26 protein-coding genes are annotated in these 25,190 nt (G+C 70.5%); 16 read left to right on the top strand and 10 right to left on the bottom strand.

Translation table 11 applies throughout. The features are described 5' to 3' along the window. Positions 1–164: 164 nt before the first annotated feature. The 5 genes from ACUZ2Y_RS24510 to ACUZ2Y_RS24490 are packed head-to-tail and all read left to right on the top strand — an operon-like array spanning position 165 to position 4,198. Positions 165–914 carry a site-2 protease family protein gene (locus ACUZ2Y_RS24510; RefSeq protein ID WP_476322891.1) on the top strand — a complete coding sequence of 250 codons (750 nt, stop codon included), beginning with the start codon at positions 165–167 and terminating at the stop codon, positions 912–914. A gap of 49 nt (positions 915–963) precedes the next feature. Then, positions 964–1,965: a 2-phospho-L-lactate transferase gene (gene cofD, locus ACUZ2Y_RS24505; protein ID WP_476322888.1), complete on the top strand. Its 1,002-nt coding sequence runs from the start codon at positions 964–966 to the stop codon at positions 1,963–1,965. Between the two features lie 3 nt (positions 1,966–1,968). Beyond that, entirely contained in the window at positions 1,969–3,306 is a 1,338-nt protein-coding gene (locus tag ACUZ2Y_RS24500) for a coenzyme F420-0:L-glutamate ligase (RefSeq protein WP_476322886.1), read from the top strand. Continuing rightward, positions 3,303–3,842, top strand: a complete 540-nt coding sequence (locus ACUZ2Y_RS24495; RefSeq protein WP_476322883.1) for an NUDIX hydrolase — start codon at positions 3,303–3,305, stop codon at positions 3,840–3,842. Before ACUZ2Y_RS24500 ends, ACUZ2Y_RS24495 begins: the two co-directional genes overlap by 4 nt. Beyond that, positions 3,839–4,198: a GntR family transcriptional regulator gene (locus ACUZ2Y_RS24490; RefSeq protein WP_476322880.1), complete on the top strand. Its 360-nt coding sequence runs from the start codon at positions 3,839–3,841 to the stop codon at positions 4,196–4,198. The genes ACUZ2Y_RS24495 and ACUZ2Y_RS24490 overlap by 4 nt, the downstream gene beginning before the upstream one ends. Before the next feature lie 57 nt (positions 4,199–4,255). Here ACUZ2Y_RS24490 and ACUZ2Y_RS24485 read toward each other — a convergent pair whose 3' ends face one another. Beyond that, positions 4,256–5,092: an alpha/beta fold hydrolase gene (locus tag ACUZ2Y_RS24485; protein ID WP_476322877.1), complete on the bottom strand. Its 837-nt coding sequence runs from the start codon at positions 5,090–5,092 to the stop codon at positions 4,256–4,258. A gap of 128 nt (positions 5,093–5,220) precedes the next feature. On the opposite strand from ACUZ2Y_RS24485, the gene ACUZ2Y_RS24480 reads away from it, so the two are divergent. From ACUZ2Y_RS24480 to ACUZ2Y_RS24465, 4 genes are all read left to right on the top strand, one after another. Further along, the gene (locus ACUZ2Y_RS24480; protein ID WP_476322874.1) at positions 5,221–6,123 is read left to right on the top strand and encodes a LysR family transcriptional regulator; all 903 of its coding nucleotides are present in this window, start codon (positions 5,221–5,223) and stop codon (positions 6,121–6,123) included. Positions 6,124–6,358: 235 nt separating this feature from the next. Continuing rightward, the gene (locus tag ACUZ2Y_RS24475) at positions 6,359–6,694 is read left to right on the top strand and encodes a hypothetical protein (RefSeq protein WP_476322871.1); all 336 of its coding nucleotides are present in this window, start codon (positions 6,359–6,361) and stop codon (positions 6,692–6,694) included. Positions 6,695–6,886: 192 nt separating this feature from the next. Continuing rightward, on the top strand, positions 6,887–7,321 hold the full coding sequence (locus ACUZ2Y_RS24470) for a nuclear transport factor 2 family protein (RefSeq protein WP_476322868.1): 435 nt from the start codon (positions 6,887–6,889) through the stop codon (positions 7,319–7,321). Continuing rightward, positions 7,318–7,917 (top strand): pyridoxamine 5'-phosphate oxidase family protein, encoded by a 600-nt coding sequence (locus tag ACUZ2Y_RS24465; protein WP_476322865.1) that lies wholly within the window; start codon positions 7,318–7,320, stop codon positions 7,915–7,917. The genes ACUZ2Y_RS24470 and ACUZ2Y_RS24465 overlap by 4 nt, the downstream gene beginning before the upstream one ends. Positions 7,918–7,975: 58 nt before the next feature. On the opposite strand, the gene ACUZ2Y_RS24460 is transcribed toward ACUZ2Y_RS24465, so the two are convergent. The 3 genes from ACUZ2Y_RS24460 to ACUZ2Y_RS24450 all read right to left on the bottom strand — a co-directional run bounded on the left by ACUZ2Y_RS24460 (position 7,976) and on the right by ACUZ2Y_RS24450 (position 11,098). Next, on the bottom strand, positions 7,976–9,178 hold the full coding sequence (locus ACUZ2Y_RS24460; protein WP_476322863.1) for an MFS transporter: 1,203 nt from the start codon (positions 9,176–9,178) through the stop codon (positions 7,976–7,978). A 7-nt stretch (positions 9,179–9,185) separates the two neighbouring features. Next, on the bottom strand, positions 9,186–10,046 hold the full coding sequence (locus ACUZ2Y_RS24455; protein WP_476322859.1) for an alpha/beta fold hydrolase: 861 nt from the start codon (positions 10,044–10,046) through the stop codon (positions 9,186–9,188). A gap of 131 nt (positions 10,047–10,177) precedes the next feature. Further along, the gene (locus ACUZ2Y_RS24450) at positions 10,178–11,098 is read right to left on the bottom strand and encodes a DNA-3-methyladenine glycosylase family protein (protein WP_476322856.1); all 921 of its coding nucleotides are present in this window, start codon (positions 11,096–11,098) and stop codon (positions 10,178–10,180) included. 72 nt (positions 11,099–11,170) lie between these two features. On the opposite strand from ACUZ2Y_RS24450, the gene ACUZ2Y_RS24445 reads away from it, so the two are divergent. Both ACUZ2Y_RS24445 and ACUZ2Y_RS24440 read left to right on the top strand, forming a co-directional pair. Further along, complete coding sequence (locus tag ACUZ2Y_RS24445) at positions 11,171–12,277, top strand: mannose-1-phosphate guanylyltransferase (RefSeq protein WP_476322853.1); 1,107 nt, start codon at positions 11,171–11,173, stop codon at positions 12,275–12,277. Positions 12,278–12,356: 79 nt separating this feature from the next. Beyond that, entirely contained in the window at positions 12,357–12,755 is a 399-nt protein-coding gene (locus ACUZ2Y_RS24440; RefSeq protein ID WP_476322850.1) for a hypothetical protein, read from the top strand. Between the two features lie 10 nt (positions 12,756–12,765). On the opposite strand, the gene ACUZ2Y_RS24435 is transcribed toward ACUZ2Y_RS24440, so the two are convergent. The 3 genes from ACUZ2Y_RS24435 to ACUZ2Y_RS24425 form a co-directional block, all read right to left on the bottom strand. Then, on the bottom strand, positions 12,766–13,620 hold the full coding sequence (locus tag ACUZ2Y_RS24435) for a glycosyltransferase family 2 protein (RefSeq protein WP_476322847.1): 855 nt from the start codon (positions 13,618–13,620) through the stop codon (positions 12,766–12,768). Between the two features lie 33 nt (positions 13,621–13,653). Further along, complete coding sequence (locus tag ACUZ2Y_RS24430) at positions 13,654–14,784, bottom strand: glycosyltransferase family 4 protein (protein ID WP_476332053.1); 1,131 nt, start codon at positions 14,782–14,784, stop codon at positions 13,654–13,656. A gap of 61 nt (positions 14,785–14,845) precedes the next feature. Continuing rightward, positions 14,846–15,937 (bottom strand): glycosyltransferase family 4 protein, encoded by a 1,092-nt coding sequence (locus ACUZ2Y_RS24425; RefSeq protein WP_476322844.1) that lies wholly within the window; start codon positions 15,935–15,937, stop codon positions 14,846–14,848. 45 nt (positions 15,938–15,982) lie between these two features. On the opposite strand from ACUZ2Y_RS24425, the gene ACUZ2Y_RS24420 reads away from it, so the two are divergent. From ACUZ2Y_RS24420 to ACUZ2Y_RS24410, 3 genes are read left to right on the top strand one after another with little or no spacing between them, the layout of a single operon-like run. Beyond that, complete coding sequence (locus ACUZ2Y_RS24420) at positions 15,983–16,894, top strand: glycosyltransferase family 2 protein (protein ID WP_476322841.1); 912 nt, start codon at positions 15,983–15,985, stop codon at positions 16,892–16,894. 52 nt (positions 16,895–16,946) lie between these two features. Continuing rightward, complete coding sequence (locus ACUZ2Y_RS24415; protein WP_476322838.1) at positions 16,947–19,481, top strand: glycosyltransferase; 2,535 nt, start codon at positions 16,947–16,949, stop codon at positions 19,479–19,481. Beyond that, complete coding sequence (locus ACUZ2Y_RS24410; protein ID WP_476322836.1) at positions 19,474–20,550, top strand: glycosyltransferase family 4 protein; 1,077 nt, start codon at positions 19,474–19,476, stop codon at positions 20,548–20,550. The genes ACUZ2Y_RS24415 and ACUZ2Y_RS24410 overlap by 8 nt, the downstream gene beginning before the upstream one ends. On the opposite strand, the gene ACUZ2Y_RS24405 is transcribed toward ACUZ2Y_RS24410, so the two are convergent. Then, the gene (locus tag ACUZ2Y_RS24405) at positions 20,543–20,947 is read right to left on the bottom strand and encodes a nuclear transport factor 2 family protein (RefSeq protein ID WP_476322833.1); all 405 of its coding nucleotides are present in this window, start codon (positions 20,945–20,947) and stop codon (positions 20,543–20,545) included. The two genes, ACUZ2Y_RS24410 and ACUZ2Y_RS24405, sit on opposite strands and share 8 nt — an antisense overlap. 98 nt (positions 20,948–21,045) lie before the next feature. On the opposite strand from ACUZ2Y_RS24405, the gene ACUZ2Y_RS24400 reads away from it, so the two are divergent. Beyond that, positions 21,046–21,495, top strand: coding sequence for a MarR family winged helix-turn-helix transcriptional regulator (locus ACUZ2Y_RS24400; protein WP_476322831.1), 450 nt, complete (start codon positions 21,046–21,048; stop codon positions 21,493–21,495). Here ACUZ2Y_RS24400 and rfbD read toward each other — a convergent pair. Together rfbD and rfbB are read right to left on the bottom strand one after the other, a co-directional pair. Then, complete coding sequence (rfbD, locus tag ACUZ2Y_RS24395) at positions 21,485–22,390, bottom strand: dTDP-4-dehydrorhamnose reductase (protein WP_476322829.1); 906 nt, start codon at positions 22,388–22,390, stop codon at positions 21,485–21,487. The genes ACUZ2Y_RS24400 and rfbD overlap by 11 nt on opposite strands. Before the next feature lie 2 nt (positions 22,391–22,392). Then, complete coding sequence (gene rfbB, locus ACUZ2Y_RS24390) at positions 22,393–23,370, bottom strand: dTDP-glucose 4,6-dehydratase (RefSeq protein ID WP_476332051.1); 978 nt, start codon at positions 23,368–23,370, stop codon at positions 22,393–22,395. A gap of 159 nt (positions 23,371–23,529) precedes the next feature. On the opposite strand from rfbB, the gene ACUZ2Y_RS24385 reads away from it, so the two are divergent. After that, positions 23,530–25,146: an LCP family protein gene (locus ACUZ2Y_RS24385; protein ID WP_476322827.1), complete on the top strand. Its 1,617-nt coding sequence runs from the start codon at positions 23,530–23,532 to the stop codon at positions 25,144–25,146. Positions 25,147–25,190: the final 44 nt, after the last annotated feature.

The raw sequence follows: 25,190 nt of genomic DNA, 5'->3' as shown, positions 1-25,190 counted from the left end.
ATGACATCGATGTGATTACACCCGTGTCATGGCGGCGGGTCAAGCTGTGCCCCCAGGTGGGTGATGCGTTATGAGCAGCCTGTACCCGATCGGGTACCGGCCGAAACTGTGCGCGTTCGCGGGGTGGCGAACACGCAACCGGCGAACATTGCCACACTGGGTGTGTGCAGAGATCAGCGGTTCGCCCCTCGCCCATCTTCCTCGGCCTGATCGGCGTCACCATCGGTGGCGCTTTGCTCACCCTGGTGGAGAACCAGATCGCCATCAACGCGGGCATCGTGCTGCTGGTCTTGGGCGGCTGGGTGGTCTCGCTGTGCCTGCACGAGTTCGGCCACGCGCTCGTCGCGTTCCGCGGCGGGGACCGCGAGGTTTATTTCAAGGGCTATCTCACACTCGATCCGCGCCGGTACACCGATCCGGTCCTGAGCCTGCTCATGCCGGTGCTGTTCCTCGCGATCGGCGGTATCCCGCTGCCCGGCGGCGCGGTCTGGATCAACCACTACGCGTTGCGGTCCAAGGCAGTGGAGTCAACCGTCTCCCTGGCCGGACCGGCCGCGAACCTGATCGCCGGGATCCTGCTCGCGCTGTCCGTCGAGATCTTCGAACCCGCGCCGATGATGGCCGCGGGCCTGTCGTTCCTGGCGTTGCTGCAGCTCGCGGCCTTCGTGCTGAACATGCTTCCGGTGCCCGGCCTGGACGGCTGGGGCGCGATCGAACCGTTCCTGTCCTATGAGGCGCGCAAGTTCGGCGCGAAGGCCCGGCCGTGGGCGCCGCTGTTTCTGTTCGCCGCGCTGATCGGCATCCCGGGTGTCAGCCAGGCGTTCTGGGACGTGGTCAGCTCGCTGTACGCCGGCGTCGGCGGCAACGACCTGCTGGCCTACTACGGCCAGGACGCTTTCTTCTTCTGGCGCTGACCACTCCCGACCCCACTGGGGTCACCCGACCGTGCGAGGATCACTGACCGTGAAGGTTGCCGTAGTCGTGGGCGGAGTCGGCGGAGCCCGATTCCTGCTCGGCGTGAAGAAACTGCTCGGATTCGACCCGGTGGGGCCCGCCCCCGAGGGTTCCCCGCACGAGATCACCGCGGTGGTGAACACCGCCGACGACATCTGGCTGCACGGCCTGCGCGTCTGCCCGGACCTCGACACGTGCATGTACACCCTCGGCGGCGGCATCGACACCGAGCGTGGCTGGGGCCGCACGGACGAGACCTGGGCGGTCAAGGCGGAACTCGCCGCCTACGGCGCCGATCCCGACTGGTTCGGCCTGGGCGACAAGGACATCGCCACCCACCTGGTGCGCACCCGGATGATGCGCGCGGGCTATGAGCTTTCCGACATCACCACGGCGCTGTGCGACCGCTGGAAGCCGGGCGTGCGGCTGCTGCCGATGACCGACGACCGGGTCGAGACCCACGTCGTCATCGACGAGCCGGGCACGGGCGAGCGCAAGGCGGTGCACTTCCAGGAATGGTGGGTGCGCTACCACGCGGAGCCGCGGGCCCGGTCGATCGTGGCGGTCGGCGCCGACGAGGCCGCGCCGGGGCCGGGGGTGGTCGAGGCGATCAGCGAGGCGGACATCGTGCTCCTCGCGCCGTCGAACCCGGTGGTGAGCATCGGGAGCGTGCTGTCGGTGCCGGGTCTGCGCACGGCGCTGCGCAAGACCGAGGCTCCCGTGGTGGGGATCTCGCCGATCATCAACGACGCCCCGGTGCGCGGGATGGCCGACGCGTGCCTGAGCGCGATCGGCCTTGAGGTGTCGGCGGAGGCCGTGGGCAGGCACTACGGCTCGCGCGGGTGCTCCGACAACGGCATCCTCGACGGGTGGCTCGTGCACTCGGGCGACACCGCCGACGTGCCGGGCGTGCTGGTCCGCGCCGTGCCGCTGCTGATGTCCGATGTGGACGCCACAGCCGCGATGGCGCGCGCGGCGTTCGACCTCGGCGGAATCAGCACTGGGGAGTAGAAGATGGACAGCATCGAGCACGGCGCGCGCGGGTCGGTCGAGATCCTGCCGGTCCGGGGGCTGCCCGAGTTCCGGCCCGGCGACGACCTGACCGGGGCGATCGTGGCGGCGGCGCCGTGGCTGCGCTCCGGTGACATCGTGGTGGTCACCAGCAAGATCGTGTCCAAAGTAGAGGGTCAGCTGGTGTCGGTCCCGTCCGACCCGGAGGCCCGGGACGCGGTCCGGCGCAAGCTGGTGCTCGACGAGGCCGTGTCCGTGGTCGCGCAGAAGTTCCGGTCGCTGATCACGCAGAACCGGCTGGGCATCGTGCAGGCGGCGTCCGGGATCGACTCGTCCAATGTGGCGGGTGACGAGCTGGCGCTGCTGCCGGTCGACCCGGATGCCTCCGCCCGTGCCCTGCGTGGCGGGCTGCGCGAGCGGCTGGGGGTCGAGGTGGCCGTGGTGATCACGGACACGATGGGCCGGGCGTGGCGGCTCGGCCAGACCGACGCGGCGATCGGGTCGTCCGGGCTGCGGGTGCTGCACTCCTACGCGGGTCAGATCGACTCGCAGGGCAACGAGCTGTCGGTCACCCGGGTCGCGGTCGCCGACGAGGTCGCCGCGGCGGCCGACCTGGTGAAGGGCAAGCTCGGCGGCGTGCCGGTCGCGGTCGTGCGCGGCATGGAGATCGGCGACGAGACGTCCACCGCCCGCGACCTGCTGCGTCCGGTCGAGGAGGACCTGTTCCGGCTGGGCACCGAGGAGTCCATCGCCCAGGGCAGGCGGGAAGCGGTGCTGCTGCGCCGCTCGCTGCGGGAGTTCTCCGGCGAACCGGTCGACCCGGAGTCGCTGCGTCGCGCGGTGGCCGCGGGGCTGACCGCACCTGCGCCGCACCACACCAAGCCGGTGCGCTTCGTCCGGCTCGCCGAGCACCGCGAAGCCCTGCTGGAGGCGATGCACGAGGCATGGAAGCTCGACCTGCGCGCCGACGGCAAGTCCGAGGAGTGGATCGAGCGCCGGGTCACCCGCGGCGAACTCCTCTTCGAGGCGACGGAGATCCTGCTGCCCTTCCTCGTGCGCGAGGGCGCCCACACCTACCCGGACGCGCGTCGGGCCGAGGCCGAGCGGACGATGTTCACCATCGCGGGCGGCGCGGCCGTCCAGGGTGTGCTGGTCGCGCTGGCGGCGGAAGGCTTGGGCTCCTGCTGGGTGTCGTCCACCATCTTCTGCCCCGACGTCGTGCGTGAGGTGCTCGGTTTGCCCGCCGACTGGGAGCCCTTGGGCGCGGTCGCGGTGGGCCACCCTTTGACGGAGCTGACGCCGCGCGAGGTCCCCACCGACGAAGGCTGGCTGGAGAAGTGACCTTGCACGCGGACGCGGTCCGAACCATGACGGCGTGGAAACCCCTCGACCGCGGCCAGGAGTCCCTGCGCCAGGCGTACTTGGGTTTCCTCGCGGCGCGCCCGGACGCCTGTCAGCGCTCGTGCGAACCGGGTCACATCACCGCGTCGGCGCTGCTGTTGGACCACGCGGGCACCAACGTCCTGCTGACGTTGCATCCCCGCGTGGGCCGGTGGCTGCAACTGGGTGGCCACTGCGAACCGGGCGACACGACCCTGGCGGGCGCGGCGCTGCGGGAGGCGACCGAGGAGTCCGGCATCGAGGGCCTGGAGATCGACCCGGTGCCGCTGCACGTGGACGTCCACCCGATCACCTGCTCACTGGGCCTGCCCACCCGCCACTTCGACGTCCGCTTCGTCGTGCGGGCGCCTGCCGGGGCGGAAGCGGTGCGCAGCTCGGAGTCCCTGGACCTGCGCTGGTGGCCCATCGACGCGCTACCCGACGACCCGGACGGCAACGCGGGGATCGGGGAGATGCTGGCGGCGGTGCCGTCGTGATCACCATCGACCCGAATTCGCCGGTGCCGCCGTTCGAGCAGGTGCGGGGCGGACTGGCGCAGCAGATCAACGACCACACGCTGGCGGTGGGGACGAAACTGCCGACCGTGCGTCAGCTGGCCACGGACCTGGGCCTCGCGGCGAACACGGTCGCGCGCGCCTACCGGGAGCTTGAGGAAGCGGGCTTGGTCGAAACCCGAGGCCGCGCGGGCACCTTCGTCGGCGCCGCGGGGGATCGCACCATGGAACGCGCCCGCAAAGCCGCCGACACTTACGCGGACGCGATGCACAAACTCGGCCTCGACACCGCCACCGCCCTGTCGATCGCCGAAGCCGCCCTGACCAGCCGCCGCTGAGTCACTGTGGTCGGCCCGTTGGCCGGGAAAGGAACGCGGGGTCAGCAGCCCAGCCGGTCAGCGGTGCCGGTGGGCGAATCCCGCGACGAGCGGGACGATTTCGGGAAGCTTCTCCTCGAGGACGAACCTGCCGGTGTCGAACAGGTGAAGCTCGGCGTCCGGCAGATCCCACAGGTACGCGTGGGCGCCCTCGGCGAGGAGCAAGGGGTCGCGCCGGCCCCAGATGACGAGGACGGGCGGCCGGCGTTCGCGCAGCCATCGCTGCCACCGCGGGTACAGCTCGAGGTTGCTGTGCTCGTCCAGAGCCAGTTCGACCTGGGCCCGCGTGCGACCTGGGAGGCCCAGGAAGTGCTGGTCGAGAGTCCAGCTGTCCGGGGAGACGAGCTCGACGTCCATGGCGCCGCCCTCGTATCGGCCGCGGGTGACCGGCAATCGCAGGCTGCGCCGGATACTGCCCGCTGCCCCGGACAGCTGCGCCAGACCCGCCAACCCCTCGTCGTAGGCGTTGGCGTTCTGGATGATCAATCCGGCGAGCCATTCCGGATGCCGGGTGGCCAGCCGGAAACCGACCGCTCCACCGGTGCCGGAGAGATACATGACGAACCGGTCCAAGCCGAGCCGCTGGACGAAGCCTTCGATGACGTCGGCCAGCCGGTCGAAGGAGTAGGCGAAATTCCCGGGCGCCTCGGTATGCCCGGACCCCGGATAGTCTGGGGCGATCAGCCGGTGCTGGGAACCCAGGGCCTGCATCAACCGCCGGAACTGGTGCGAGGCCGAGGGAAAGCCATGCAGTAGCAACAAGGTCGGCGCACCCGACAGCCCCGCCTCCCGATAGAAGACCCGCACGTCGTCGACTTCGACGAACCGGTGTCTGATGTGCGGAACAGCGGTCACCGCCTGCCACCCCCTTTCAGCGATCGTCTGTGGCCCAACGACTTCAACGATCGGGCGTCGGCGGATCAAGAACAACGACAGATCACCCAAGGACCGTCAACCTGCGGTTCACGACAACGGAGACCTTCGTGGAGCGTTACGAAATCGAAGCGTTTCTCGCCCTCGCCGAGGAACTTCATTTCGGCCGGACGGCCGAACGGCTGAGGGTGTCCACGACGCACATCAGCAAGACGATCAAAAGGCTGGAGAGCCGCATCGGGGCCTCGCTCTTCGAACGGACCAGCCGCCGGGTCACCCTGACCCCGCTCGGCAGGCAACTCCACGACGACCTGGCCTCCGCTTACACCCAGATCCAGCAGGGCCTCAGGAACGCGATAGCGGCCGGACGCGGAATCTCCGGAGTCCTGCGGATCGGCTATTTCAGCTCAGCCGGCGGTCAGTTCCTGCTCAAAGTGATCGATCGGTTCACCGCCGCGCACTCCGATTGCGAGGTGCACATCAAAGAGCTGCAGCTGAGCGACGGCGTATCACTCCTGCGGGCCGCCGAGATCGAGATCATGCTGGGTGCCCTGCCCAACCGCGAGCCCGACCTGACCACCGGGCCGGTGCTCTACTCCGAGGCGAAGATGCTCGCGGTCTCGACCCGGCACCCCCTCGCCCGCCGGTCCTCGGTCTCGCTGGAAGACCTCACCCACGACAAGATGCTGCGCAATCCGCCCGGTATCCCCGACTACTGGAACGCGGTCCACCAGCCGAGCCACACCCCGTCCGGCCGTCCCATCCCCTGGGGCCCAAGCGCCGACACCTTCCCGGAGATCCTCGCCCTCGTCGGGGCGGGCAGGGGCGTCTATCCGTGCAGTGACCAGGTGACCCGGTTCTACCTCCGGCCCGATGTCACCTATATCCCCCTCACGGACGCACCACCCCTGGAGTTCGGTCTCACCTGGCGGACCGCCGGCCAGACCCGGCTCGTCGAAGCGTTCGTCCGAGCCGCCAGTGCCACCTCGACGAGTGCCGTCGCGAGTCAGTGAGCTATTTCGTTGACCGCACGTTCACGGTCCTTGGGTGATCTGTCGTTGTTCGTGAGCCATCGCCACCGGATCGTGGAGTGCAAACGCACAGGATCCTCGCCACAAGCTGTTTCCACCATGAAGGAGCAACCGTGTCCGTCACCCTCAACCCGCAGATCGTCGGTCAGGCCGAGAACGCGCACCTGCCGATCCTGAACCGCGTCCTGGCCCGCACCGCCACGACCAAAACCAGTGGGTGGCACTCAAGTTGACCGTGCTGGGCGGCGGGGCCATCGTCGGCGACCAGCTCGTCGGCCGGATCACCGGCGCGCTGAAGATCGATGAGGCGGCAGCGCGGGCGGCGATCGACGGGCTGACCGCCGAGGGACTGCTGGAGTCCTCGGGATCCGCCGTCGCTCTCACCGCCGGGGGCCAGGAGCGGTACCGCCAGATCAACGACGCCATCGCCGAGGTCATCGACCGGGTCTACGGCGAGATCCCGGCCGAGGACCTGGCCATCGCCGGTCGCGTGCTGACCCTCATCACCGAGCGGCTCAACACCGAGGCAGACGCTGGGACGGACCTCACCTGATCCCCGCGAAGGAGACCGCAGATGGCAAGCCTGCCACAACTACCACGGCCTGAACCGTTGGGACACAGGGATGACGGGCAGGTCGGAATGAAATGGCGGTGACGACCGTTCCGCGTGTCAGGCCGACCAGGTCGTCGGCGACGTCGATCGACATCCACACCGACCACCACTACCGCACACAGGAGCGGCACCATGTCCCGTCCCCCGTTTCCCCCCTTCACCGCCGAAACCGCCGTGACCAAAGTCCAGCTCGCCGAGGATGCCTGGAACAGCCGCGACCCCGAGCGGGTCGCCCTCGCCTACAGCCCCGACTCGGTCTGGCGCAACCGGGAAGAGTTCCTGACCGGTCGTGCGGAGATCAAGAAGTTCCTCACGCACAAGTGGGCCAAGGAGAACGGCTACGCGCTGCGAAAGCAGCTTTGGGCCTTCACCGACGACCGCATCGCCGTCCGCTTCCAGTACGAATGGCACGACGCAGGCGGCCAGTGGTGGCGCAGCCACGGCAACGAGCTGTGGGAGTTCACCCCCGATGGGCTCATGGCCCGCCGCGAGGCCAGCATCAACGACATCCCCATCGATGAGAACGACCGCACCATCTTCGGACCACGAGGGGATGACGAACGGTGACCAACAGGTTCGCGCGACTCGCCTTCACCCCCGGTGTCCAGGCCCACCAGCGTGCGCACGGCAGCTACCGCGCCTACCAGAGCATGCTCGACGGGTCGGTCAAGGCCGACCGACTGGGCGCCGACGAAAGGCTGTTCATCAGCCTGCGCGACAGCTTCTACCTGGCGACGGTGAGCGAGACCGGCTGGCCGTACATCCAACACCGCGGCGGACCGGCCGGGTTCCTCAAGGTGCTCGACGACCACACGCTGGGGTTCGCCGACTTCCGCGGCAATCGGCAGTACATCACCCGCGGCAATCTCGACCACGACGACCGGGTCTCGCTGTTCCTCATGGACTACGCCAACAAGACCCGGCTCAAGCTCCTCGGTCGCGCACGGGTGGTGGAAGGTGATCGGGAGCTGGCGGTCGCCGGTTACCCGGCCAAGGTCGAACGCGCCGTCATCATCGAGGTCGAGGGCTTCGACTGGAACTGCCCGCAGCACATCCCCCACCTGGTCCCCCGCGACGCTGTCGACCACGCCCTCGCCCACCTGCGAGTCCGGGTCGCCGAACTGGAACAGGAGAACACGCGGCTGCGCGAGATCCGGTCATAAGCGTGCGGCAGGTCGTCGACAGGTTCACCGGGCCGATCCCGGCGAACCTGTCGACGATCTACGGCGTCACAGGCGGCCCGCACACCGCGTCGTCACGGTCCACCGTGACCCGCCCACTCTCATCGACCACGCGTCGAGTGCGCAGGCCAACACCCCCGAGTGATCGGACGGTCAGCCACGCCGCGGCCGCCAGCGCGGCGGCGACCAGCGGGAGTGGTGCGGGGCCGTACCGCGCCAGGAGGTATCCGCCGAGCCCGGAACCTGCCGTGATGCCGAGGTTGAAGGTGATGATGAACAGCGCCGACGCGCTCGCCTGGGCATTCGGGGCCACTCTGAGGACCAGGGCTTGCAGCAGCGTGGGCAGCGCGGCGTAGGCGGCTCCCCACGCCGCGGTGACCGCGACCGCCCCGGTCGCGCGGGTGAGGGCGAGTGCCGCCATGGCGACGGCCATCACGCCGAGCGCCACCAGCAAGGCGGTGCGGGGCGCGCGGTCGGCGGATGCGCCCGCCGCCAGCACGCCCAGAATCCCGGCGAGCCCGAAGACGAACAGCGACGGCCCGACGGCGGCCCCCGCCTGGAGGAGGAAAGGGGCGATGTAGGTGTACAGCGCGAAGTGCCCCAGCATCACCAGACTCGTGACGAGCATGACGAGCCGCACACCGGGAAGGCGCACCGCCCCGATCACGCCGGGCGCCGCCGTGCCGTCGCCCGGCAGATCCGGCAGGACGACGGGAGCGACAAGCATCACCAGCGCGGCGAGGGCGGCGAGCACGGCGAACGGAGCCCGCCAGCCGGCGATCTCGCCGAGGGCGGTGCCGAGGGGCAAACCCAGGGTGAGAGCGAGGGAGTTGGCCGCGAACACCACCGCCACCGCACGCCCGGCGCGGTCGGGCGTGACCAGGCGGGCGGCGTAGGCGGCCATCGCCGACCACAGCACCCCGTGCCCGAGACCGGCGACGAGCCGCGCGGCCACGGCCACGGGATAGTTCACGGCGAGAATCGTGAGCAGGTTGCCGACCGCGAAGGCGGCCATGACGACCACCAGCAGCCTTCGCCGCGGCCAGCGGCGGGTGAGCGCGACCAACGGAAGCGTCACGACCATGATGAGGAGCGCGTAGACCCCGACCAACAGGCCGACCTGGGACTCGGAGACACCCAGGTCCCGGCTCATCGACGGCAGCAACCCCATGGGCAGCGTCTCGGTGGTGATGGTGGTGAAGGCGGCCGTGAACAACACCGCCAGGCCGAGCGGCGAGCGCACGCGTACCTCACTCCCCGAGGCGGTCGAGGAAACCGGCGATGAGCGGGGCGATCTGCGGCAGGTGAGTCTCCAGCGCGAAGTGGCCGGTGCCGAACAGGTGAAGCTCGGCCTCCGGCAGGTCGCGCAGGTAGGCGCGGGCGCCGGGCTCGGGGAAGAACGGGTCGTCGCTGCCCCAGGCGATGAGGGTGGGCGGGGTATGCGCACGCAGCCATTCCTGCCATCGGCCGTAGCGCTCGACGTTGGAGTGGTAGTCGTAGGCCAGCGCGACCTGGGCCTCCTTTCGTCCGGGCAGGTCGAGGAAGTGCTGGTCGAGCGTCCAGCCGTCGGGGGAGACCAGTTCGGGTTCGGCCACGCCGCTCTCGTACTGGCCGCGGGTGCCCTGCGGGGTGAGCAGGCCGCGGATGATCTCCTCCGAGCCGGGAGTCTCCGGGCGCAGGGCGATGAAGTCGCGGGCCCCGTCGGACAGGCCCTCGGTGTAGGCGTTGCCGTTCTGCACGACCAGCCCGGCGATCCACTCGGGGTGGCGTTCGGCCAGCCGGAAACCCACGGGCGCACCGAAGTCGAAGACGTACATCGCGAAGCGGTCCAGGCCCAGACACTGGACGAAGCCCTCGACGATGTCGGCCAGCCGGTCGAAGGAGTAGGTGAAGTCCTGCGGCGCCTCGGTATGGCCGAACCCTGGATAGTCTGGTGCGATCAGCCGGTAGCGGGAGCCCAGCGCGTCCATCAATCGCTGGAACTGGTGGGAGGCCGACGGGAAGCCGTGCAACAGCAACAGCGTCGGCGCGTGCGAGGGTCCGGTCTCCCGATAGAAGACCCGCACCCCCTCGACCTCCACGAACCGATGCCTGATGTGCGGGATATCCATGCCACGCCCTCTCGTTGATCGTGTGTTTCCACCCCCTCCACGATCGGGTGGCCACGGATCACGAACAACGACAGATCACCCAAGGACCATGAACCAGCGGTCAACGACAGGACGAGCTACGGGGAGGCGGGCTAGAAGCTCCGGTAGTCGCGCGGCGAGAACCGCGGCGCGAAGCGGGGTTTGCCGAGTCCGGCGGCGAGGACGTACAGCGCCGCACGATGCCGCTGGGGTTCGTAGACGGCCAGTTCCTCGAGCATCCGCTTGTCATCGATCCGACGCCCGAGCAACGCGTGCCCGATCAGGTTCGACAGGTGGTAGTCCCCCACGCTGAGCGCGTCGGGATCACCCCACGCCCGCTGTGCCACTTCGGCGGCCGTCCAGACCCCGATTCCCGGCACCTTGCAAAACAGATCACGGCCGGCGGCGCCCCGCAGTTCAGCGGCCCGCTCCAGCCGACCCGCCACCTGCGCGGCGGCGAGCACGGTCCGACGGCGAGCGCCGTCGAGTCCCGCCTTGTGCCACTCCCAGTCCTCGATGCCCAGGACAGCCTGAGGCGTCGGCGGTGTGAACAACCCCTCAGGAGCGGGCCCAGGCGCCCGGCTCCCGAATCGCCGGGCCAGGTCACGCCAGGTCCGATGGGCCTCGGTCCCCGTCACCTTCTGCTCGATGATCGCCGCGAGCAGCACGTCCCACACCCGCCCGGTCGCCCCGAGCCGCATTCCCGGCCGCCGACGCCGAACCTCGGCGACCAAGGGGTGATGAGCGACGAACCCGGAGTCGTCGTCCGAAGCGCCGAGTAGCGCGGGCAAACCGTCGAGCAGCAGGTCGGCGCCCGGACCCCAGGCTGAGGCGTGCACCTCGCCTGCGATGCGCAAGCGCAGTGTGCCGGGGCCTGCCAGTGTGTTGGCGGCGAGCCAGAGGCCGTCGGTGTCCTCGCGGAAGGCCGGGTCGTGCGGTCCGCGCCGCAGCGGCCGTAAAGCGCCCGCGACGTCGTGCGGGCCGTCGGGCACCCAGTGCCTGGTCCGTTCGGTTCCGGTCGGGATCGCGGTCATCACGACGACCGTACCGGCCGGTTGGCTAAGGTTGCCCCACCACTCACGCGCAGGGGACAAGGACTCAGGACTGTGACGCCACCCGAACTGCACATCGTCGTGCCCGCCGGTGGAAGCGGCACCCGCCTGTGGCCGCTTTCCCGCGCGGGCAACCCGAAGTTCCTGCACGCGCTGACCGGCACCGACCGGTCGCTGCTGCAGGCGACCTTCGACCGGCTCGCCCCGCTGTCCTCGCCGGAGCACCTGCTCGTGGTCACCGGCACCGCGCACGCCGCCGGGGTGGCCCGACAGCTGCCGGACCTGCCGGAACGCAACATCCTGGTCGAGCCCCTCGCCCGCGACTCGTGCGCGGCGATCGCGCTGGCCGCCGCGGTGATCGAGAAGCGGTCGCCCGGCGCGGTGATGGCGTCGTTCGCCGCCGACCACCTGATCACCGACGGAGATGAGTTCGCCCACACCGTCGGCCGGGCCGTCGACGGCGCCCGCGATGGGCTGCTGATGACCATCGGCATCACCCCGACCCGCCCGGAGACCGGCTACGGCTACCTGCGGTGCAGCGAGCCAGCGCAGCGGTCGGTCATCCAGAAGGTGTTGGAGTTCAAGGAGAAGCCGGCCAAGGACGTGGCCACCCGCTACGTCGACTCGGGCAGCTACCTGTGGAACGCCAGCATGTTCGTCTGGCGCACCGACGTGTTCCTGGCCGAACTCGCCGCGCGGCGCCCGGATGTGGCCAAGCCCATCCTCGCCATCGCCGCCGCGTGGGACACCCCCGAGCAGGAAGCGGTCCTGGCCGAGCTGTGGCCGACCGTGCCCAAGGTCGCCGTCGAGTACGCGGTGATGGAGCCGGCCGCCGCCGACGGCTTGGTCGCCACCGTCCCCGGCGACTTCGGCTGGAGCGACATCGGCGACTTCGAGACCCTCGGCGACCTGCTCGGCACCGACGTCGGCGACGGCGGCAGGCTGTACGTCACCGCGGGCGGCAAGGCGAACGTCGTGGTGGTCGACGGCGACGGCGTCATCGTGGTGCCCTCGCACCGGCTGGTCGCGACGCTCGGGGTCAGCGACCTCATCATCGTCGACACCGACGACGCGGTGCTGGTCTGCAGGCGGGACCGCGCCCAGGACATCAAGCGCCTGACCGAGATCCTGCGCGACCGGGGCGATCTCGACTACATCTGATGCCGTGTAACGATGACGCGGCGCGACTGGCGGGATACTCTGACCAGAGCACATCGAGCGACGCAGGAGAGGCCACCGTATGGACCCCCGTGAGCGCGCTGATGCCATCCTGGCCCGTGCCCGCGCACGCGGCTCCTACGTCGTCACCCCCGAGAGCGCCATCTCGCCGATGGACGCCTCCGCCACCCTGCAGATCCCCCGGGCTGTGGTGAACGCGCTCGATGAGGACCCGGAAGTCACCATGGTCTTCCCGGTCAGCCGCGCGCGTGCGGAACTTCCCGCGATCGCCCAGGAAGCCGCCACCACGTCGGTGGCTTCGCCGGGCAGGCCCACGGAGCGGCTGCCAGTGCGGCAACCCAGGCAACCGCAGGCACCGCAGCAGCCGCAGGCACCGGAGCAAGTGGCCGGTCTGGTGCCGACCATGAAGCCCCGACCGCACCCCGATCGGCCGACGTTCGGCCAGCGGCTCGACGGCTGAATACCGCCCTTTAACGGGTTTCCATCTTGAGGCGCAGAGCCAGCCCAGCCTTGATCACGGCCCGAACCGGCGCCCACAACGGGCCCTGGTGTCGATCAGCGATGAACCGGTAAGCACTCTCGTGGTGCGCGGCCAACATCTTCGAAGACGCCTTCGCCGTCGACACCCCCTGAACGTGCATCACCTTCGCCGAAGGCACATACACGTTCTGCCACCCGGCCCGGCCAAGCCGCTCGCCCAGGTCCACATCCTCGAAATACATGAAGTACCGAGAATCGAACCCGTCCACCGAGTCGAAAGCCTCGCGCCGGATGAGGAAGCACGAGCCCGAAAGCCATCCCGCGACCCGTTCCCGCACATCGGAAGCGGACTGCTTATAAGCACGGGTCCACGGGTTGCCCGGCCACACCTTCCCCAGCACCCCGTGCCCGATTCCCTTGCCCAGCGAAGGAACCTCGCGCGCCGACGGATACATCGCGCCCGACGGTTCGGTGATCAGCGGCCCGAAAGCGCCCCCGCGCGGCCACCGGTCCGCCGCGGCGATCAGCTCGTCTAGGGACCCCGGCTCCCACTCCACATCCGGGTTGGAGATCACGACCCAGCCGTAGCGGGAGTCGAGCGCCGCCACACCGCGGTTCGCGCCGCCGCCGTAGCCGAGGTTCCCCCCGGTGCGCACCAGTTCGACGTTCGCGCGGGCCTCGGCGGCGGCCTCAGGGGCGCCGTCGGTCGAGCCGTTGTCGGCCAGGATCACGTGGACCGGCCGGGTGGTGGCCTTCTCGAGCGTGTCGAGGAACCGGTCCATGGTCTCGCCGGGCGAGTAGGTCACGGTCACGACGGCGATCTCGGCACCGTAGGTTTCGGTCACGACAAGCATTCTGCACGCCAACCCGGCCGCGCCTCATCGACCCCTGCGGTGAAGCTGGTGGGCCCGCCCGTAGACCTCGCGGTGCCGTTCGGCGCTCAGGCCCCAGGAGAACTCCTTGGCCCGGCGCTGCGCCGCCGCGGAGAGCGCCGCGCGGCGGCCCGGGTCGTCGAGGAGGTCGCTGATGGTGGCGGCGATGTCGCCCGCGCCGACACCGCAGTAGGCGACCGCGTCGCCGCCGACCTCGGGCAGCGACAGCCGCCGGGTCGTCAGGACGCACGCGCCCGCGGCCATCGCCTCCAGCACGGGCAGCCCGAAACCCTCGCCGAGGCTCGGATACGCGACCAGCGCGGCGCCGCCGAGGAAGCCGGACAGGTGCTCGAACGGCAGGTAGCCCGCCCGGATGACCCGCAGCCGGTGCGGCGCGGCGTCGAGGGCGCGTTCGATCTGGTGGTCCCAGCCGGGCTGCCCGGCCAGCACCAGAGCGGGCGGGTCGGCCCGGCCGGCGCAGGCGGCGGCGAAGCCACGGATGAGCGCGGGCACGTTCTTGCGCGGTTCGAGCGCCCCCAGGAACGCCACGTACGGCTGTTCGCTCAGGCCGATCGCGGCCCGAGCGGCCTTGACCTCGGCTGGCGAGGGCGGGTGGAAGCGCTCGGTGTCCACGCCGTGCTGGATGACCTCGAGCAAGCGCGGGTCGGCACGCACGACCCTGGTCAGCTCGGCCGCGGTGGCCTCGCTCGGCACGACGCAGCGCGACGCGCGCACGAGGGCGGTCTTGGTCCAGGCGCGGAAGAAGCGGGCCTTGATCGAGTGGTGCAGGCCGGCGTCGGTGAAGAACGTCGCGTCGTGCAGCGTCACCACCGACGCGACCGGGTTGGCCAGCGGGATCGTGTAGTGCGGCGAGTGCAGGACGTCGATGCCGAGTCTTCGCACCAGCCGCGGCAGCGTGGTCTGCTCCCAGGCCAGCCGGGCCGTGCGGGTGGTGACCGACTCGGAGGTCGGCACGATCCGCGCGCTGGGCGCGAGCTCGCCGTAGAGCCTGCTGTCGCGGGGCTGGCAGACGACGCTGAGGGCGGCACCGTCGGCGGCCAGGGCCGCGACCAGCGAGTCGACGTAGCGGCCCACCCCACCGCGGTCCGCGGGCACCGCGGTCGCGTCGATAAGCACGGTGGGGTCGGACACGGCGATCAGCGTACGACGTGCGATTGCCGGAGATTTACCGAATGGATTAACTCGCGCCACCGCCCAGACTCACGTGCAGCCGCCACAGCGACTCGGCCGCCCCATCCCAGGTGAACTCCGCCGCCCGCGCGCGGCCACGCTCCACCATCGCGGCGGCCAGGTCCGGGGAGTCGAGCACCGTCCGCAAGGCGTCGGCGAGCGCTGCCGGGTCGTCGCGTTTCGCCTGCATTCCCGCGCCGCCCGCCACTTCGACGAGGGCGGGCGCGTCCGAGTGCACCACGGGCACGCCCGCCGCCATGGCCTCCAGCACGGGGAGCCCGAATCCCTCGGCCCGGCTGGGCGCGGCCAGCACCGTCGCGCCGTGCAGGGCGGCGGCGAGTTCCTCGTCACTGAGCCTGCCGAGCACCCGCACACGATCGGCGGGCAATCCGTGCCGCGCGGCGAGGGCGGGCAGGTCCACCTGGCCCCAGCCAGCGGGTCCGGCCACGACCAGCGGCACACCGGGCACCTCCACCATCGCCTCGATGAGCACGTCGAGTCCCTTGCGCGGCTCGACGGTCCCCACGGCGAGGACGTACGCGGCGGGAAGACCGAGCTCAACGGCGGAGGGGGCGCTGAGCACCGAGGACACCCCGTGGCCGACGACGTGGACCGGCGCGGGTCCAGGGGCGTGCCGGGCGAGGTCGTCCGCGACGGCCCGGGTCGGCACCACGATCGCGTCCGCGGAGCGGGTGGCGTGCCGGATCACCTTGCGGTGCCAGGCCGCGCCCCGGCTGGTCAGCGTCTCCGGGTGGGTGAACGGCACGGTGTCGTGCACGGTCACGACCAGTCGCCTGCCGCGGCGGGCGGGCGGGGCGAGCGGGGTCGGCGCGTGCACGACGTCACCGCCGGGCCACGGCGGCAGCCCGTGCTCCCAGGCGAGGGTCAGCGCGCGCCGGGGGAGCGCGAGGGCACTCGGCCCGGCCACGCCGTCGACCACGGCCGGGGCGAGGTCGCCGTGGCGGGCGGTGACGCCGCGGACGGACCAGCCCGCGGGCGCCGTCCGGGCCAGCGCGGCGGCCAGTTCCCGGGTGTAGCGGCCGGTGCCGCCCGGGACCGGCGCCAGCAGTTGCTCGGTGAGGACGACCAGCTCAGGCACGCGGCCAGAATCGCACGGCCCGCCGCGACCGGTAGCGTCGCGGCCGTGAACGCCCGCACGACGGTCGTCGTGGTCACCTGGCGTGGCCGTGCCCACCTCACCGCCTGCCTCGACGCCTTGGTCGCGCAGACCCGGCCGCACCGGACCCTGGTGGTCGACAATGCCTCCGACGACGGCACCGCCGAGGTGCTCGCCCGCCATCCGAGCAGGCCGGAGATCCGCAGGCTGCCGGTCAACGTGGGTTACGCGGGTGCGCTGGCGGCCGTCGAGCCCGAGACCGAGTTCGTGGCGTGGCTCAACGACGACGCCGCCCCCAGTCCCGACTGGCTGGCCCGCATGGAGGACGCCCTCGACGCCGATCAGGGCGCCGCCGCCGCGAGCGCCCGGCTGATCAGCCCCACCGGCGAGGTCCAGTCGGTCGGCGTCCGGCTGACCGCGGACGGGCATGGCAGCGACGCCGTCACCGGCCCGGTCTTCGGCTTCTGCGGCGGCGCCGCGCTGCTGCGCACGGAGGCGCTGGCCGCCGTGGGCGGAGTTCCCGGGGACTTCTTCTGCTATTACGAGGACACCGACACGTCGTGGCGGCTGCGGCTGGCGGGCTGGTCGATCGTGCCGGTCGAGACCGACGTCACCCACCTGCACGGCGCGAGCACCGCGCCGGGGTCGGCCCAGTTCCACCTGTGGAACGAGCGCAACCGGCTGCTCACTCTGCTGCGCTGCGCCCCGCTGGGCGTCGCGCTCACCGAGCTGGCCCGGTTCGCCCTGCTCACCGCGGTGCTCCAGACCAGGCGAAACGTGGGGCCGGAGCACAACTTCCGGGTGGGTCTGCGGCTGCGGGTGCTGGCCCAGGTGGCGGCCCGGCTGCCGCGGACGATCGTCGCCCGTAACAAGATCGACACCGACCGCGCCACCCGATCGCGGGTCTGGCGACACCAGTTCGCCAGTCGGGCGACATGACGGCACCCCGATAAGGCACCCTGTCCCCAGGAGCAACCCGGGAGGAGGCAGCGTGGCGGAGGGGGCCTTGCCCATACTGTCGGTCGTACTCGTCAATTACCGAGGAGTCGACGACACCCTGACCTGCCTGCGGTCGCTGAAGTCGGACCTCGACTACCCGGCCGACCGCCTGCAGATCATCTGCGTGGACAACGCCTCGGGGGACGGCAGCGCCGAGAAGATCCGTGCGGTCGACGGCGTCGAACTGGTCGAGGCCCCGGACAATCTCGGTTTCGCGGGCGGCTGCAACCTCGGCGTCAACCACGCCAAGGGCTCCGTCCTGGCCTTCCTGAACAACGACGCCCGGCCCGACCCGCAGTGGGCCCGCGCGGCCGTGCGGGTGCTCACCGAGCAGCCCGACGTCGCCGCCGTGGCCAGCAAGGTCCTCGACTGGGACGGCGCGAACATCGACTTCGTCGACGCGGGCCTCACCTGGTTCGGCATGGGCTACAAGCGCCACGCGGGCACCCCGGACGACGGCAGCCACGACGACCCGCGCGACGTCCTGTTCGCCACCGGCTCGGCGATGTTCGTCCGGGCGGGCGTGTACCGCGAGCTCGGCGGGTTCGACGAGAGCTTCTTCATGTTCTACGAGGACGTCGACCTCGGCTGGCGGCTGAACCTGCGCGGCTGGCGGGTGCGCTACGAGCCGACGTCGCTGGCCTACCACCGCCACCACGCCTCCATGTCCGAAGTGGACACCAAGGACCAGTCCCGCGAGCTGTATCTGCTGGAGCGCAACGCGTTGGCGGCGCTCTACAAGAACCTCTCCGACGCCACGCTGGCCAAGGCGCTGCCCGGCGCGCTGGCGCTGGCGGTGCGCCGGGCGACCGCGCGCGGCGAGATCGACCCGACCCAGCTGGAGATCACCCGCCGCGGCGAGGGCTCAGCCACGGCCGGTGACTCGGCGACCGTCCCGATCGCCCGGACGGCGCTCGCGGGCATGCTGGCGATCGACCAGTTCGTCGAGATGCTGCCCTCCCTCGCCGCCTCCCGCGCGGTCGAGCAGGCGGCCCGGGTTCGCTCGGACGCCGACCTGGTTCCGTTGATGCGCAAGGCGATGGAGCCCGCCTACCCGCTGCCGCGCTACCTCGCCGCGCACGAGGCGATCGTCGAGGCGTTCGGCCTGGAGCAGGCCTTCGGCGCGCGCAGGCGAATCCTGGTGATCACCGGCGACGCCGTGTCGGAGCGGATGGCCGGTCCGGCGATCCGCGCGTGGAACATGGCCGACGTGCTGTCCGCCGAGCACGAGGTCCGACTGGTGACGGTCAACCCGGTGTGCGCGCCGCCCCCGGCTGCTTTCCCCGTGGTGCGGTCGAAGCGGCGTGAACTCGACCAGCACGTGGCGTGGGCGGACTTGGTGATCTTGCAGGGCCACGCGCTGGAACTGGTGCCCTCGCTGAAGAAGCCCGACTCCAGCAAGATCGTCATCTGCGATGTTTACGATCCGATGCACCTGGAACTGCTGGAACAGGGCAAGGATGAGATCGCCGAGCAGCGCGAACTCGACCTCGTCGGCGTCACGAAGGTGATGAACAACCAGCTCGACCGCGGCGACTTCTTCATCTGCGCCTCCGATCGGCAGCGGCACTTCTGGCTGGGCCACCTGCTTTCGCTGGGCAGGCTCACCCCCGCGCTCTACGACAGCGACCCGACGCTGCGCTCGCTGCTCGACGTCGTCCCGTTCGGACTGTCCGGCAAGCCGCCGCAGCAGAGCCGCGCGCCGATGAAGGGCGCGATCCCGGGGATCGCCGACGGCGACAAGGTCGTGCTCTGGGCGGGCGGGGTCTACAGCTGGTTCGACCCGCTGACCCTGGTCAGCGCCATTGGCGTGCTGGCCCGAAGGCGCCCGGATGTGCGGCTGATGTTCCTGGGCATGAAGCATCCCAACCCCGAGGTGCCGGAGATGGACATCGGCGCCCGGGTGCGCGCGCTGTCGGGGCGGCTCGACCTGACCGGCAGGCACGTGTTCTTCAACGAGACCTGGGTGCCCTACGAGCAGCGGCAGGACTGGCTGCTCGACGCCGACTGCGGTGTCACCACGCACTACGAGCACGTCGAGACCACGTTCGCGTTCCGCACCCGGGTGCTCGACTACCTGTGGGCGGGCCTGCCGATCGTCACCACCGACGGCGACTCGTTCGCCGACCTGGTGCGGCAGGAGAAGCTGGGCGTGGTGGTCCCCGCCGAGGACACCGACGCGCTGGCCGACGCCCTGGAGCGGGTGCTCTACGACGCCGAGTTCGCCGCCGCGTGCCAGGACCGCATCGCCGCCGTGCGTGAGCGGTTCACTTGGGAGAACGTGCTGGCTCCGCTGACCGCGTTCTGCCGGAACCCGCGTCCGGCGACGGACCGCCTGCCGGGCTCGGAACCGCTGGTGCGCAAGCCCGCGTTGGGCGCGGCAGGCACCGTTCGCCGCGATTTGGCGCTGGTCCGCGAGTATCTCGACGGCGGCGGCGCGACCGAGTTGGCCCGTCGGGCGGCGGGCCGGGTCCGCCGGGTCGCCCGTCAGCGCATGGCCGGACGCGGGGGTCGCGGAGATGGCTGACCGACCGATTCGGGTCCTCATCGACGGCACGCCGCTGCTCGGCTCACGCACCGGCATCGGCCGCTACACCGCGGCACTGGCCGAGGAACTGGCGTCCTCACCCGACGTGAACATGCGCGCGGTGGCGTTCACCCTGCGCGGCTGGCGCAAGCTGCGCCACGTCCTGCCCCACGGCTCCCAGGCACGCGGGATACCCGTGCCCGCCCGCCTGCTGCGCAAAGCGTGGCTGCGCGGCTCGTTCCCGCCGGTCGAGCTGTTCGCCGGACTCACCGATGTCGTGCACGGCACCAACTTCGTGCTCCCGGCGGCGTTCCGCGCGGCGGGCGTGCTGACCATCCACGACCTGGCTTTCCTGGACTACCCGGGCGACCTGCCACCCAGCGACGCCGAACTCCCGGAGCTGGTCCAGCTTTCGGCGCGGCGGGCGCACGTCATCTGCACCCCGACGAAGGCCGTCGCCGAACGCGTAGTCGAGCGCCTTGGTGTCTCGGATTCGAAGGTGCGGGTCACCCCGCTGGGCGTCGACCCGCAGTGGTTCGCCGCCCGGCCGCCGAACGAGTCGCTGGTCGAGCGGGTCGGCCTGCCGTCGGAGTACCTGCTGTTCGTCGGCGCGGCCGGGCCGCGAAAGGCGTTGAGCTGGTTGCTTGACGCCCACGCGGCCACACCGTCACTGCCGCCGCTGGTGTTGGCGGGCCCCGGCCACACAGTCGGATCGGAGCGAGTCATCTCCACCGGCTATTTGTCCGAAGTGGATCTTCGCGGCGTGGTGGCGGGAGCGAGTGCGCTCGTACTGCCGTCGCGTGATGAGGGTTTCGGGTTGCCGGTATTGGAAGCCATGGCTTGCGACGTGCCGGTGGTGTGCTCCGACGTCCCCGCGCTGCGCGAGGTTTCGGGTGGCCACGCCACCTTGGTCCCCTTTGGGGACAAGGAAGCGATGGCCGTCGCCCTCACCGCCGCGCTGGAAAACCCGCCATCACCCGCCGTGATGTCCGCGCGCCGCACCCATGCTGCCGCACACACCTGGCGGCGGTGTGCCGAGCTGACGATCGCGGCCTACCAGTCTACTTAGGCTCGGTCCGCCAGATCCGGTCGACAGCGATGCTCGCGAGCCGCCAGTCTCCATCATGGCGGCGGGCGGTGAACCGGTAGATCCCGCCCATTTCCAGCACGACCCGAGCGTCCGAGTCGACGAATGTCCCAAGCAGGTTGGCCCGCACAGCGGCGTGGTCTCCGTCGAGGTCGACCAGCACGTTCGTGATCAGGTGCTGGATGCGGTGGTAGTCGCCGTGGTTGCGGGTCGCCTGTCCGATCACCGCGTCCCGGCCCTCCGCCACGCCACCCGGCGTCGCCGCCGTGACGTCGTCGGCGAACAGCTCCTTCAGGTCGTCGAACCGGTGGTCGTCCAGACACGCGCCGAGGCGTGAGACAAGGTCGGTGATGGCCGCGCGGTCTTCGATGACGCTCATGGTGTGCTCCCTGACGAGGTTCGTTGGTGTCACCAACGTTGGTGTTGCCAACGTTAGCGACTGGTCCCGACAGCCGTCAAGCGTTTACGGTGTGCGGCATGGACACTCGCTCGGCACCGGGCAGGCTGCGTTCGCTGACGAGCTGGCTGATCAACCAGAACGCCGTCACCGCACGCAACGTCGTCGCGGCGCGGATGGCGGACACCGCCACCCGCCGCTACCACTACTCGATGCTGGCCGCGCTCGAGGAGTTCGGGCCCGCCAGCCAGGCGGACCTGGGCAGACGGTGCGGGCTGGACCGCAGCGACGTCACCGCGAGCGTCACCGACCTCGCGGAGCGGGACTGGATCGAACGCGCGGCGGATCCGCTCGACAAGCGGCGCAACATCGTGCGGCTCACCAAGGCCGGCCTCAAGCACCTGCGCGTGCTGGACCGCCTGGTCGCCGAGGCGCAGGACGAGCTGCTGGAGCCGCTGTCGGCCGCCGAGCGCGCGCAGCTCAACGAGCTACTGACCCGCGTCGCGGACCATCACGCCGCTACTGCTTGAACGCCGCCGCGTTCTCCCGGAACGCCCGGGCCAAGGACTCGCGCCACGGCGGCATCGGGGTGAGCCCAGCCGCCGCCCAAGACTTGGCCGACAGCACCGAATACGCGGGCCGCTTGGCAGGCGTCGGATAGTCCGCGGTCGTACACGGCTGGACCCGGACCGGATCAGCGCCAAGTTCCTCGAAGATCGCCCGCGCGAACCCGCACCAAGTGGCGGTGTCCGCTCCGGCGCAGTGCAGCACCCGGCCGCCGGGCGCCTCCCCTGCGGCGATCTTGCCCGCCAGTTCGACAAGCCCCCGCGCCAGATCCCCGGTCCACGTCGGCGAACCGACCTGGTCGTCCACAACGGACAACGTCTCCCGCTGCCCTTCCAACCGGGCGATGGTCTTCACGAAGTTGTTGCCGTGCGCGCCATACACCCACGACGTGCGGACCACCCAAGCCCGCGCCCCCGAGGCCAGCACAGCGTCCTCGCCTGCCAGCTTCGTGATCCCATAGACCGACCGCGGCCGGGTCGGACTGTCCACTTCGTACGGTTCGGTGCCGTCGCCAGGGAAGACGTAGTCAGTCGACACGTGAATCAGCGGCACCCCGCGCGAAGTGCAGGCGGCGGCGAGGACCCGGGGGCCGTCGGCGTTGACCGCGACCGCCCGCGCGTGGTTGCTCTCCGCCTGGTCGACCGCGGTGTACGCGGCCGCGTTGATCACGACCGGTTTGCGCCCCTCGGCGCGGGCCCGGTCGGCCAGTTCGGCGACCGCCCGGATGACCCCGCCGGTGCTGGTGACGTCAAGCGTCGCCGAGCCGGGGGCGCTCACGAACACGGACTCGCTTGCCAGCGCGGCGATCTCGGCGCCGAGCTGCCCGGTCCCGCCGGGTACGAGGAGTTCCAGAGCCACGCTCAGCCTCCGGCCTTCAGCGGTTCCCACCAGCCGCGGTTCTCTGAATACCACCGCACGGTCGCGGCCAGGCCCTCGGCGAACGGAACCCGCGGCTGGTAGCCGAGCTCCTCGGTGATCTTGGTGATGTCGACCGAGTAGCGCCGGTCGTGGGCCTTGCGGTCGATCACCGGCTGCACGAACGAGTCATCCGCGCCGGTCGCGTCCAGCAGCAGCGCGGTCAGCTCGCGGTTGGTCAGCTCGGTGCCGCCGCCGATGTTGTAGATCTCGCCCGCCCGGCCGCGGTCGGCGACGAGCTGGATGCCGTGGCAGTGGTCGTCGACGTGCAGCCAGTCGCGCACGTTGAGGCCGTCGCCGTAGAGCGGGATCTTCTTGCCGTCCAGCAGGTTCGTGGTGAACAGCGGGATGACCTTCTCGGGGAACTGGTATGGCCCGTAGTTGTTGGAGCACCGGGTGACGCACACCGGCAGCCCGTGGGTGCGGAAGTAGGAGCGGGCCAGCAGGTCCGAGGACGCCTTCGACGCCGAGTACGGCGAATTGGGCTCCAGCGGGTGGGTCTCGGGCCAGGAGCCCTCGTCGATCGACCCGTACACCTCGTCGGTGGACACGTGGATGAACCGGCCGACCTGCGCCTCCAGCGCCGCCTGCAGCAGCGTCTGGGTGCCCAGCACGTTGGTGCGGACGAACTCCGCGGACCCGGCGATCGAGCGGTCGACGTGGGACTCGGCGGCGAAGTGGACGACCAGGTCCACCCCGGCCATCGTCTCGGCGACCAGCTCGCCGTCGCAGATGTCGCCATGGACGAAGCGCAGCCGGTCACTGTCGGCGACGGGGGCGAGGTTCTCCCGGTTGCCCGCGTAGGTCAGCTTGTCGAGGACGACGACCTCGGCGTCGGCCAGCCTCGGATAGGCCCCGGACAGCGCTTGCCGCACGTAGTGCGACCCGATGAACCCGGCACCACCCGTGACCAGCACCCGCATGTCGCTCCCCATCTCTCGTCGCCCTATCGGTGCCGAGTCTGTCATGAGAAACGGCATGGGCGTCCACTCGTGCGGGTATTCGACGCGAGGGCCAAGAGCCATCCGGGTGGCCCGTGGGTAATCTGAGGATGGACGGGATGGTTTGGGGAGGGCGGGCTCGTGACCGAGCGTGCGCAAGGGGGCGCGGAAACCGCGGTGGCGCCCGCCGCGGAGCCCGACGACGCCCAAGCCCCCAGCCCCTGGTTATGGTTCGGCACGATCGCCGGCCGGACCCTCGCGCTGCTGACCTCGATGGTCGTGCTGGCCGCGATGGGGTACGGCTGGTGGACCTTCGGCGACGTCGACGACAACACCGTCACCACCGACGTCATCGCCGAGAAGGTGGGCAACCAGCCCACGCCGCTCGACGGGGCCATCGACATGCTCCTGGTCGGCATGGACAGCCGCACCGACGCCTACGGCAACCCGCTGCCGAAGGAAGTCCTGCAGCTCCTCAACGGCGGCAAAGTCGACGGCGAGCGCAACACCGACACGATGATCCTGGTGCACATCCCGGTCGACGGCAGGCGCGCGATCGCGTTCTCCTTCCCGCGTGACTCCTGGGTGGACATCGGCGAGGGATTCGGCAAGCACAAGCTCAACTCCGCGTTCGTCTACGCGTACACCGACGCGCGCAAGACGCTGAGCGAGCAGGGTGTCACCGACCCGAGGGAAATCGAGACCAAGGCGACCGTCGTCGGCCGCAAGAACCTCATCTCCACGATCGAGCGGCTGGTCGGCAACGCGGTCACCATCGACCGGTACGCCGAGGTCAACCTGGCGAGCTTCTACGAGGTCACCAAGGCCATCGGCGGGGTCGAGGTGTGCCTGAACAACGCGGTCAGCGAACCCAAGTCGGGGGCCAATTTCGCCGCGGGCCGCCAGGTCATCTCCGGCAAGGAGGCGCTCTCGTTCGTGCGGCAGCGCTACGAGCTGCCCAATGGCGACCTCGACCGGATCGTGCGCCAGCAGGTCTTCCTCGCCGCCCTGGCCGACAAGGTGCTGTCGGCGGACATGCTCACCCACCCGTCGCGGGCGCGCGACCTCCTCGGCGCGGTGCAGCGTTCGGTTGTGCTGTCGAAGAACTGGAACCTGTCCCAGTTCGCCTCGCAGATGCAGGGCCTCAGCGGCGGCAACATCGAGTTCCACACGATCCCCAACGACGGTCCGGCCAAGATCGGCGGCGCGGACGTCATCAAGGTCGACCCGGCGAAGGTGCACGAGTTCGTCGAGCTGCGCACCGGCGGCCCGACGCGGCCGACCTCTGGCCGACCGACCACGACCCCGACCAGCGCCGACCCGTTCCCGGAGACCACGTCGGCGGCGCCGTCGTCGACCAACGGCGTCATCGTCGACGTGCGCAACGGGTCGAACACCAAGGGCCTGGCCACCGACGTGCTCGACGAGCTGGCCGAGCGCGGCTTCGGCCGCGGCCAGCTGGGCGACAGCCCGCAGCAGGTCGGCTCGGTCATCCGCTACCCGGCAGGCGAACTCGCGACGGCCAAGAGCGTCGCGGCCGTGCTGGCGGGCCCGTTCGTGTTCGAGGAGGACCGGACGCTGGGCACGCACCGCCTGCGGATCGTGCTCGGCACCAGCTACCAGGCCGGCGACGCGCCGCGGCCCGCGCCGATGCTGCGCTCGCAGCCCACGACGACCGGATCGTCGAGCCCGTCAAGCACCTCCTCGACCGCGCCGCCGCCGAAAATCGAGGCAGGCGGCCTCAACTGCGTGAATTAGGGGTCATCACGCTGCGTGTCCAACTAGGCTGTGACTACTAGGGC

The sequence above is a fragment of the Actinokineospora sp. UV203 genome (assembly GCF_056323665.1).
This window is presented reverse-complemented; position numbering and strand designations above follow the sequence as displayed.

Bases quoted from the DNA above. Each gene is read 5' to 3' on its own strand.
- ACUZ2Y_RS24405 (WP_476322833.1), bottom strand. From the start codon at position 20,947: ATGAGCGTCATCGAAGACCGCGCGGCCATCACCGACCTTGTCTCACGC.
- ACUZ2Y_RS24410 (WP_476322836.1), top strand. From the start codon at position 19,474: ATGGCTGACCGACCGATTCGGGTCCTCATCGACGGCACGCCGCTGCTC.
- rfbB (WP_476332051.1), bottom strand. From the start codon at position 23,370: ATGCGGGTGCTGGTCACGGGTGGTGCCGGGTTCATCGGGTCGCACTAC.
- ACUZ2Y_RS24400 (WP_476322831.1), top strand. From the start codon at position 21,046: ATGGACACTCGCTCGGCACCGGGCAGGCTGCGTTCGCTGACGAGCTGG.
- ACUZ2Y_RS24455 (WP_476322859.1), bottom strand. From the start codon at position 10,046: ATGGATATCCCGCACATCAGGCATCGGTTCGTGGAGGTCGAGGGGGTG.
- ACUZ2Y_RS24470 (WP_476322868.1), top strand. From the start codon at position 6,887: ATGTCCCGTCCCCCGTTTCCCCCCTTCACCGCCGAAACCGCCGTGACC.
- ACUZ2Y_RS24450 (WP_476322856.1), bottom strand. From the start codon at position 11,098: ATGACCGCGATCCCGACCGGAACCGAACGGACCAGGCACTGGGTGCCC.
- ACUZ2Y_RS24440 (WP_476322850.1), top strand. From the start codon at position 12,357: ATGGACCCCCGTGAGCGCGCTGATGCCATCCTGGCCCGTGCCCGCGCA.
- ACUZ2Y_RS24500 (WP_476322886.1), top strand. From the start codon at position 1,969: ATGGACAGCATCGAGCACGGCGCGCGCGGGTCGGTCGAGATCCTGCCG.